We start from the raw sequence: 9,188 nt of genomic DNA, 5'->3' as shown, positions 1-9,188 counted from the left end.
GGCCGATCACCCTCTCAGGTCGGCTATGCATCACGGCCTTGGTGAGCCGTTACCTCACCAACTAGCTAATGCACCGCGGGTCCATCCATCAGCAGAAGCCGAAGCCTCTTTTCCTTCTTCAGTCATGCGACTGTAGAACCTATGCGGTTTTAGCATCCGTTTCCGAATGTTATCCCCCTCTGATGGGCAGGTTACCCACGTGTTACTCACCCGTTCGCCACTAGATTGACCAGTGCAAGCACCGGTCGCTCTCGTTCGACTTGCATGTATTAGGCACGCCGCCAGCGTTCGTCCTGAGCCAGGATCAAACTCTCATGAAAATACATTCATAAGCTTTTGAAAGCTCATTTAATTACTGACTTATTGTTTTTCTCCTTAGAGAAAAGAAATTGTTGTTTCTTCACTTTCGTGAAGTCCCTACACATTTGGTTTGTCTTCTTTGTTTAGTTTTCAAAGGTCAACGTCGCTTATCGCGACAACTCCTATATATTATCATAGGTAGTTTATATTGTCAACATTTTTTTGAAATTTATTTTAAATTTCTTTTTCGTAATCGCTTCAAAAGCGAACGTTCGTTAACAACGTATATAATTTACCATAGCTAGCTTTTGTTTGCAAGTCTTTTATATAAAAATTTCTTTAAGATAGTAGCTATTTTTCTTCTTTATTATCTATTGGTTCTAACCATTCTTTTTTAATATTTTTTTCAAGATTTTTTTGTCTTTGATCTTCTTCCATTTTTGGCATCATAATAAATGAATCTCCAAAACTATCAAAATCATATTCTTCCTCTAATGATGGTAACTCAATATCCTCTGGTAAAATAACTTTTTCTTTTTTTAGAAATTCATCTTTATTTAAGCGTAAACCCATTTTTATCACTCCTTTATTCCATTATAATTACCCTCATTTATTTTTCAATAATTTTTTATGTAAAATACAAAAAATAAGCAAGAAGACTTTTTCTTCCTACTTATTTAAACTTTAATTTTCTATTAATTATAAAGAATCATTAATTTTTTCAATTTCTGTCAATAATTCATCATTTGAATTAATTCTAGCGAAAGCAGCTGCATCATTTAAGTATAATTTTACTTCTTCTTTATCTGCATTACTCTCTAATGAATTCATTGCTAATTGATAATACAATCTTGATAAGTAATAAGTAATATGAAATTGACTACATAATTCAATTCCTTTTTTTAGTAACTCATTACTCTTTTTAAAGTTATTATTTTTATTAAAGAACATAGCGCTATGATATAAAACCATTAATACACGCCATACATCTTCCATTTTTTCTAATTGATGTTTTTCGATTTCTTGAATAGCTTTTGTAAAGAAGTATTCTGCTTTTTCTATATCTTCTTGTTTTTGATATACTAAACCTAATCCTGCATAAGCTAAATGGAGATATGTATCTTGGTTTTCATATTGTTCTGCTAAAATTTTATTAAAATAAAACAAATCATCTTCCATTTTTTTCCCTTGTAAAACTTGTGTGAATCCTCTTAAGTATAACAAGTGAATTTTTTGTTCATCATTCAATTGATCTTTTTGAATTGTTCCAATCAATTTTTCAGCCAATTCATAATCCATTGTTACAATACTTTCTTCAATTTTATCTAAAAGCTTATTTGTAGCAACTTCTTTAGTATTGACACTCGCAAATAAGTCCCCTACATCTAATTGCAATCGTGCACACAATTGACTTAAAATTTTCATTGAAGGAATTTGACCATGATTTTCAAATCGGCTTAAAGTTGCCTGCGTACAAATTCCATGACTCAATTCAATCTGAGATAAGCCTTTTTCTTTACGACGCCTTATAAACACTTGAATATCCATAATGATTCTCCTAACTATATATTTTCACTATTATTGTACATTGTTTTTAGGAAATTTTCCAATAATTTTATTTATTTTTCCTTATATAAAATTTGTTGTATAGTTTATATAATATACACATATTTCTTATTGTCCTCTCCCTAAAGACACTGTGTAACTCATTTTAACGCTTTTCATGAAAAGTTTCAACCTCAAAAATAGGATTTTATCAAGTTTCTTTCTATTATATTGTATTTTCTTTCCACTATTTATATTTATATTTTTTTATTAATCCGATACTAATTGATTTCAAGATATAAAAAAAGACTGGAATTAGTTCCAGTCTCTAACTATTTTATTCTGCAATTTCTACAACTAAATAACGGTGTGGTTCTTTACCTTCTGAGTGAGTAGAAATTCGTTTATTTTTACTTAAATATGCATGAATTTGTTTTCTTTCATATGCAGGTAATGGTTCTAAATATACCGGTTGTTTTGTTTTTAACACGCGTCGTGCTGTTTTTTCAGCAATTTGTTGTAAGGCTTCTGTTCGACGTAAACGATAGTCTCCTACATCTACTTGTACAGACATTCTTCCTTTTACAAAACGATGTACAGATACTTGAGCTAATACTTGTAGTGCATTCAAAATTTTACCATATTTACCAATTAATAAACCTGGTTTATCTGTTTCAAATACAAAATTCATTTTTTCTTTTTGTACTTCAACATGAACTACACTTGGTGCTCCATAAATTTCAGCAATTTGTTCTAAATAAGCTTTTGTAACATGAGCAGCTTCTTCAATATGATTATCTAATACTTCAACTGCTTCATCAGATTCTTCATAGTTATCTTCAATATCAAATTCTTCGTCATCAAAAGATTCTTCGACTTCTTCAACAACTACTTCTTCTTGTTTAATTTTTTCTTTAACAGTAATTGATACTACCGCATCTTTTTGTCCGAATCCAAATAATCCTTTTTTACCTTCTTCAATTACTTCAATTTCTACATCATCTTGTGTTAATTGTAATTGTCGTAATCCTTTTTGGATTGCTTTTTCTACTGAAGCATCATTTACTCGAATCGTTTGTGTCATCTTTTATATCCTCCATATTGCAATTTTACATGTATTATCTCATGTTCTATTAATCTGAACAAGTCTATTCTTTAACTTCTGCCGTGTTTTTTCTTAGCTTTTTCTAAAGCTTTCTCACGACGACGTTTTTCATGTGCAATAGCTTTTTGTTCTGCAATAAATGTAAATGGATTATTCATAATTAAAGTTTGAATAACCATAAAGATATTCCCTACAACCCAATATAATGATAACGCACTTGGGAATGTTAAAGCTGTAAATCCAATCATTGCTGGTAATACAAATAACATAATTTTGCCAGCTGCTCCACTGTCTTGCATTTTCATTGTTAACCAAGAAGTCGCATAAGTTGTTGCTACTACTAATATTGGTAAAATAAAGAATGGATCAGGTTGATCTAAATTAAACCATAAGAATGATCCTGTTTTTAAAGCTTCTGTACGACTAATAGCTTGATATAAAGCAATCATTACAGGCAATTGAATCGCTACTGGTAAACACCCAGCATATTGATTCACACCTTCTCTTTCATATAAAGCTGAAATTTCTTCTCGTAAAATTTCTTGAGTTTGATGATCACGAGCAGAATATTTTTCTCGAAGTTTATTAATTTCAGGTTGTAAAATAGCTGTTTGTCTTGTTGTTTTATATTGGAAATGCATCACAGGTACTAACACAATTCTTGTTATAATAGTAAATACAATAATTCCTAAACCATAACTGTTTCCAAAAATATGAGATAAAGTAATAATAAATTGAGATAAATTATAAATAATTACTCGATCCCAAATTCCTGTACTTTCTGCTGTTACAGGTGTTGTACTACATGCTGCTAAAAATAATGTTAAAACCGCTAATGTTAAAGCTAATTTATGCTTTTTCTTCACTTAATTCCCTACTTTCTCCATTATAATCATCTTTTATTAAAATCTTTCCTAATTTTAATACATGCATCATACATTTTTTTACTTCTTGATAATTCATAGATACTACAGGTTTACGTGCGATCACGATAAAATCAATCTCAGACTGTAATTGTGGCTTTAGTTCTGTTAATACACTTCTTATCAATCGTTTTATACGATTTCTAACAACCGCATTCCCTAATTTTTTACTCACAGAAATTCCAACTCTAAAATGAGATTGATTTGATTTATCGATTTGATAAACCACAAATTGACGATTCGCTACTGAATTTCCATGATGAAAAACTCGTTGAAACTCTTGCTCTTTCTTTACTCGATAAGACTTACGCATACACTCACCTTTATCTAAGTTTTTAAAACATTTATAAAAAAAAGATCACTGAGACGTTCAGTGATCTAAGCTGCTAAAACTTTTCTACCTTTACGGCGTCTGCTTGCTAATACTCTACGGCCATTTTTTGTACTCATACGTTTACGGAAACCGTGAACTTTTTGACGTTTACGTTTGTTTGGTTGATATGTTCTTTTCATAACTTCTTGCACCTCCTAGTTCTGTGTCATGTCTAACTATCCTAGACAGTCTACATCATTATAATGATATTCCTTAACAAAGTCAATACTTTGTTTCTTGCATCACTGTACTGGAGTATCATACCATATTTTATTCAAAATACCTAGTAGAAATATTCATTTTTCCATAGTTATCCACAATTATTTTTCAATATTTTCTCAACTTTTAAAGTTTCCCCCATATTTTCCACAACTTTTTAACAAATTAAAAGTCTGTTTACAAAATTTTATCCACAACTTGTGGAAAATGTGGATAATACTCTAAAATCTTTATTTTATTGAGTTTGTTTTATCAACAAATCTTGTTTATAAGTAAATTTTTTAAAAGAATTTTACAAATTATCCACAAAATTGTGGAAAACTTATTACAAATTCACTAAAATTTGTTAAAAATAGATTTCCTGTGGAAAACTTTTAAAAAAAATGCTACACTTACTCTTAGATTTTAACATTATTCATACACAAGGAGGTGTTTTTATGGATCCATTAGATGAGTTTTGGAAAATTTTATTAGCTCATTTTGAAAAAACAAATTCAGATTTTACAATTAAACATTGGATTATGCCTGCTAAATTATTAAAAATTGATTCAAATTATCTTTATATTCAAGTTCCTTCTCAAACATATGCTAATTTCTGGGAAGATAATTTATTAACGGATGTTATGGAACGTGGCTATGATTATTTTAGAAAATCATTTGAACCAAAGTTTATTATTTCTGATGAACAAGAGTTTTCATCAAAACAAACATTCATGGAATCTAACCCACAACTTCAAGTAACTGAAGAAATTAAGGAAGTAACGAAAAATATTTATTTAGAAGATGATTCTCTATTAAATCCTAAATATACATTTGATTCATTCATTATTGGTAAAGGAAATCAAATGGCGCATGCTGCTGCTTTAGTCGTTTGCGAAAGACCCGGACAATTATATAATCCACTCTTTTTCTATGGGGGTGTTGGTCTAGGGAAAACTCACTTAATGCAAGCTATTGGGAATCAATATAAATTACTAAATCCAAATGCACGTGTTAAATACGTAACGAGTGAAGCTTTTACAAATGAAATGATTACTTCATTGAGAACAAATACTCAACAAGAATTTAGAGATTATTATCGTAATGTTGATTTATTATTAGTAGATGATATTCAATTTTTTGCTGAAAAAGAAGCAACTCAAGAAGAGTTTTTCCATACTTTTAATGCACTATTTAATAACCAAAAACAAATTGTTTTAACGAGTGATCGACAGCCAACTGAAATCAAAGCATTGCAAGAACGCTTAGTTTCAAGGTTTGTTTCTGGACTTCCAGTCGATATTACTCCACCTGATTTGGAAACAAGAATTGCAATTTTATCTAAAAAAGCAGAAGCTGTTGGAATTGATATTCCTACTGATACCTTAAGCTATATTGCTGGACAAATTCAATCCAATGTCCGTGAATTAGAAGGTGCTCTTGTAAGAGTTCAAGCTTATTCTGTCACTCATGGTGAAGATATAACAACAAATTTAGCTGCTGAAGCTCTGCAAAACTTTATCCCCGGAAGTAAAGAAAAAATTGTATCCGTTCAAGATATTCAAGAAGCGGTTGCACGTTATTACCATATTTCTCTAGAAGATTTAAAAGGTAAAAAACGAACAAAATCAATTGTAGAACCTCGTCAAATTGCTATGTATTTAGCAAGAGAATTAACAAATAGCTCTCTTCCAAAATTAGGAACAGAATTTGGCAAAGATCATTCTACTGTATTACATGCCTATGATAAAATTAATGAAGAATATAAGCTTCAAGGTGACATTACAAAAGCTGTTAATGATTTAAAGAAAAAACTTGGTTTTTAAGATGTGGATAACTACTCTAGTTATTAAATTGTTATACACAATACTTATCCACAATTAAAAATGATGAATTTAAAAGCAACATAATAGTTTTCCACAAAATTAACAGGCCCTACTACTATTACTATATTTATTATAAATAAAATTAAATTTAAGACAGACACACATTAGGAGGCATAAAATGAAATTTTCAATTAATCGTCAAGCATTTTTAAAAAATTTAGCAGACGTTCAACGTGCTATTCCTTCGAAAACAACGATTCCAATTTTAACAGGAATTAAATTAGTTGTTTCTCAAGAAGGGATTACTTTAACAGGTAGTGATTCTGAAGTTTCTATTGAAATTTTTCTTCCAGTAGAACATGAAGAATTACAATTATCTATTGTGGAGACAGGTTCAATTGTATTACCTGCTCGATTCTTTGGTGAAATTGTTAAAAAATTACCTCAAAATACATTTACTTTAGAAACAAATGAACAATTACAAGCAACGATTACGGCAGGAAGTGCTGCATTTACATTAAATGGCTTATCGGCTCATGATTATCCACAACTTCCAGAAGTTGAAAAAGATCATGTATTAACATTACCTGTTCCATTATTTAGACAAGTGATTTTACAAACTTCTATTGCTGTTTCTACTGCTGAATCTCGCCCTATTTTAACGGGAATTCATATGGTTATTGCTAATAATCAATTAAAAGCTGTCGCAACAGACTCTCACCGTTTGAGTCAAAGAATTATTCCTTTAGAAATGCCTGAAACAAGTAATGCGTTAACATTTGAAATTACTTTACCAGGTAAAACATTAATTGAATTATCACGTATTATTGATGGTTTAGAAACGATTGATTTTGCAATTACTGAAAATCAAGTTCTTTTCCAAACAGAAACTCTTTCTTTCTACTCTCGTTTATTAGAAGGACGTTATCCAGATACAGATCGATTAATCAATGATCAATTTAATACAGCAATTACGGTTGTTGCGAGTGATTTAGTAGCTGCTGTAGATCGTGCATCATTAATGTCTCATACAGATAAAAATAATATTGCGACATTATCGATTAATGAAAATCGCATTTTATTAACAGGTAATTCTCCAGAAATTGGAAAAGTTGAAGAAGAAATTACGGTAGAAAATTATGAAGGTGCTTCATTGGATGTTTCATTTAATCCTGATTATTTAAAAGATGCGCTTCGTTTATTTGGTTCTTCAGAAGCAACAATTCAATTTTTAGAAGCGAATCGTCCATTTACATTGACATTAAAAGACAATCATTCAGATATTCCATATAGTTTTATTCAATTAGTTACACCAGTTCGTACATTTAATGGTTAAAAAATAGTCCATGATGATTTTTGTCATCATGGATTTTTTTTTGCTTATTTTTAAAATTTTGAAAAAATCCTAGTAAATTTCATTTTTCCCTTTAAAAAAGGTTTTTTATTTATTTTATAAAAAAATGCAAAAATAGGCGAAATTTTTCAAAATCTTTGAGAATTCTCCAAAAAAAAGGTATAATACATTAGTGTGTGTATACCCAAATGAGAGAAAAGAGGAAAATCATGACAAAGATTGTAACAATTACAGAAGAATTTATTACATTAGGACAATTTTTAAAACATATTGATGTCATTACAACAGGTGGGCAAGCAAAATGGTATTTGCAAGAAACAGTTGTATTTGTCGATGGTGAAATTGAAAATCGTCGTGGTAGAAAACTTTATGATAAAACACGTGTAGAAATTCCTGAAGAAGGCATTTTTGTTGTGAAAAGAGAATCTGAGGAAGTTATGGATGAGATTAGTTGAATTACAACTGAATCATTTCAGAAATTATGAAGAACTTTTTCTTGAATTTGGGAAAGGAGTTCATATTTTTATTGGTGAAAATGCTCAAGGAAAAACGAATTTAATGGAATCTATCTATACTTTGGCAATGACGAAGAGTCATCGTACCAATCAAGATCGTGAATTGATTATGTGGAATGAAGATACTGCTACCATTAAAGGAAAAGTAGAAAAGAAAATTAGCAATATTCCCTTAGAAATTCGTTTTTCAAATAAAGGAAAAATAGGACGAGTCAATCATTTAGAACAAAAAAAGCTTAGTTCCTATTTAGGACAATTAAATGTCATTTTATTTGCACCTGAAAATTTAGAATTAGTGAAAGGTGCCCCAGCAAATCGCCGAAAATTCATGGATATGGAACTAGGTCAAATGAATCCTATTTATTTACATGAATTAGTAGAATATCAACGCCTTATAAAACAAAGAAATCATTATTTAAAACAATTAGCGATTAAAAAATCATCGGCTGATCTTTATTTAGAAGTTTTAACAGAACAAGTCATTGAAAAGGCAACTGCAATTTTAAACCATCGTTTAGAATTTATGGAACAATTGGAAGCTTTAGCTAGACCAATTCATGAACAAATTTCATTAGGAAGAGAAGAGTTTTCATTGAAATATCAAACATCCCTTTCGATTGAAAAAGGAATGTCTCAAGATGAAGTAAAAGAATTGTATCAAAAACAATTTGAAGCTGTACAAAAAAGAGAATTAGAACAAGCGAGTACTTTAGTCGGTCCGCATCGAGATGATTTGATTTTTTATTTAAATGATAAACCTGTTCAAAATTTTGGTTCTCAAGGGCAACAACGTTCAACTGTATTAAGTTTAAAATTAGCAGAAATAGAATTAATGAACATCGCTACTGGAGAATATCCAATTTTATTATTAGATGATGTGTTATCTGAATTAGATGATGATCGACAAACACATTTGATTAAAGCAATTGAAAATAAAGTACAAACATTCATAACAACGACTAGTTTAGATGGAATTCGTAAGCAATTTATTAATGAACCAATTGTATATCCAATTCATCAAGGTCAAGTTCAATGAAAAATGGAGTGTG

10 protein-coding genes and 1 other annotated feature are annotated in these 9,188 nt (G+C 30.0%); of the genes, 4 read left to right on the top strand and 6 right to left on the bottom strand.

The annotated features are described in order from the left end of the window. Positions 1 to 262, bottom strand: a sequence feature (16S ribosomal RNA rRNA prediction is too short). Positions 263 to 651: 389 nt separating this feature from the next. From HMPREF0446_RS07470 to rpmH, 6 genes are all read right to left on the bottom strand, one after another. Then, positions 652 to 873: a hypothetical protein gene (locus tag HMPREF0446_RS07470; protein ID WP_020991436.1), complete on the bottom strand. Its 222-nt coding sequence runs from the start codon at positions 871 to 873 to the stop codon at positions 652 to 654. 126 nt (positions 874 to 999) lie between these two features. Beyond that, positions 1,000 to 1,848 carry a helix-turn-helix domain-containing protein gene (locus tag HMPREF0446_RS07465; protein WP_006703100.1) on the bottom strand — a complete coding sequence of 283 codons (849 nt, stop codon included), beginning with the start codon at positions 1,846 to 1,848 and terminating at the stop codon, positions 1,000 to 1,002. A gap of 334 nt (positions 1,849 to 2,182) precedes the next feature. Then, on the bottom strand, positions 2,183 to 2,929 hold the full coding sequence (jag, locus tag HMPREF0446_RS07460; RefSeq protein WP_006703101.1) for an RNA-binding cell elongation regulator Jag/EloR: 747 nt from the start codon (positions 2,927 to 2,929) through the stop codon (positions 2,183 to 2,185). 71 nt (positions 2,930 to 3,000) lie between these two features. After that, on the bottom strand, positions 3,001 to 3,816 hold the full coding sequence (yidC, locus tag HMPREF0446_RS07455; RefSeq protein WP_006703102.1) for a membrane protein insertase YidC: 816 nt from the start codon (positions 3,814 to 3,816) through the stop codon (positions 3,001 to 3,003). After that, on the bottom strand, positions 3,800 to 4,186 hold the full coding sequence (gene rnpA / locus HMPREF0446_RS07450; protein WP_006703103.1) for a ribonuclease P protein component: 387 nt from the start codon (positions 4,184 to 4,186) through the stop codon (positions 3,800 to 3,802). The genes yidC and rnpA overlap by 17 nt, the downstream gene beginning before the upstream one ends. A gap of 65 nt (positions 4,187 to 4,251) precedes the next feature. Then, positions 4,252 to 4,386, bottom strand: coding sequence for a 50S ribosomal protein L34 (gene rpmH / locus HMPREF0446_RS07445; RefSeq protein ID WP_006703104.1), 135 nt, complete (start codon positions 4,384 to 4,386; stop codon positions 4,252 to 4,254). 516 nt (positions 4,387 to 4,902) lie between these two features. On the opposite strand from rpmH, the gene dnaA reads away from it, so the two are divergent. From dnaA to recF, 4 genes are all read left to right on the top strand, one after another. After that, complete coding sequence (gene dnaA, locus HMPREF0446_RS07440; protein WP_006703105.1) at positions 4,903 to 6,270, top strand: chromosomal replication initiator protein DnaA; 1,368 nt, start codon at positions 4,903 to 4,905, stop codon at positions 6,268 to 6,270. Between the two features lie 178 nt (positions 6,271 to 6,448). Continuing rightward, positions 6,449 to 7,606: a DNA polymerase III subunit beta gene (dnaN, locus tag HMPREF0446_RS07435; RefSeq protein WP_006703106.1), complete on the top strand. Its 1,158-nt coding sequence runs from the start codon at positions 6,449 to 6,451 to the stop codon at positions 7,604 to 7,606. Between the two features lie 227 nt (positions 7,607 to 7,833). Continuing rightward, positions 7,834 to 8,079, top strand: a complete 246-nt coding sequence (gene yaaA / locus HMPREF0446_RS07430) for a S4 domain-containing protein YaaA (RefSeq protein ID WP_020991435.1) — start codon at positions 7,834 to 7,836, stop codon at positions 8,077 to 8,079. Then, on the top strand, positions 8,066 to 9,175 hold the full coding sequence (gene recF, locus HMPREF0446_RS07425; RefSeq protein ID WP_006703108.1) for a DNA replication/repair protein RecF: 1,110 nt from the start codon (positions 8,066 to 8,068) through the stop codon (positions 9,173 to 9,175). The genes yaaA and recF overlap by 14 nt, the downstream gene beginning before the upstream one ends. Positions 9,176 to 9,188 lie beyond the last annotated feature (13 nt).

The organism is Granulicatella elegans ATCC 700633 (genome assembly GCF_000162475.2).
Lineage (GTDB): Bacteria > Bacillota > Bacilli > Lactobacillales > Aerococcaceae > Granulicatella > Granulicatella elegans.
Note: the sequence above shows the minus strand (reverse complement) of the source record. Positions and strands in the feature narration are given on the sequence as shown.

Excerpts from the sequence above, each read along its gene's own strand:
- HMPREF0446_RS07470 (WP_020991436.1), bottom strand. The coding sequence starts at position 873 with ATGGGTTTACGCTTAAATAAAGATGAATTTCTAAAAAAAGAAAAAGTT.
- HMPREF0446_RS07465 (WP_006703100.1), bottom strand. The coding sequence starts at position 1,848 with ATGGATATTCAAGTGTTTATAAGGCGTCGTAAAGAAAAAGGCTTATCT.
- jag (WP_006703101.1), bottom strand. The coding sequence starts at position 2,929 with ATGACACAAACGATTCGAGTAAATGATGCTTCAGTAGAAAAAGCAATC.
- rnpA (WP_006703103.1), bottom strand. The coding sequence starts at position 4,186 with ATGCGTAAGTCTTATCGAGTAAAGAAAGAGCAAGAGTTTCAACGAGTT.
- rpmH (WP_006703104.1), bottom strand. The coding sequence starts at position 4,386 with ATGAAAAGAACATATCAACCAAACAAACGTAAACGTCAAAAAGTTCAC.
- dnaA (WP_006703105.1), top strand. The coding sequence starts at position 4,903 with ATGGATCCATTAGATGAGTTTTGGAAAATTTTATTAGCTCATTTTGAA.
- dnaN (WP_006703106.1), top strand. The coding sequence starts at position 6,449 with ATGAAATTTTCAATTAATCGTCAAGCATTTTTAAAAAATTTAGCAGAC.
- yaaA (WP_020991435.1), top strand. The coding sequence starts at position 7,834 with ATGACAAAGATTGTAACAATTACAGAAGAATTTATTACATTAGGACAA.
- recF (WP_006703108.1), top strand. The coding sequence starts at position 8,066 with ATGAGATTAGTTGAATTACAACTGAATCATTTCAGAAATTATGAAGAA.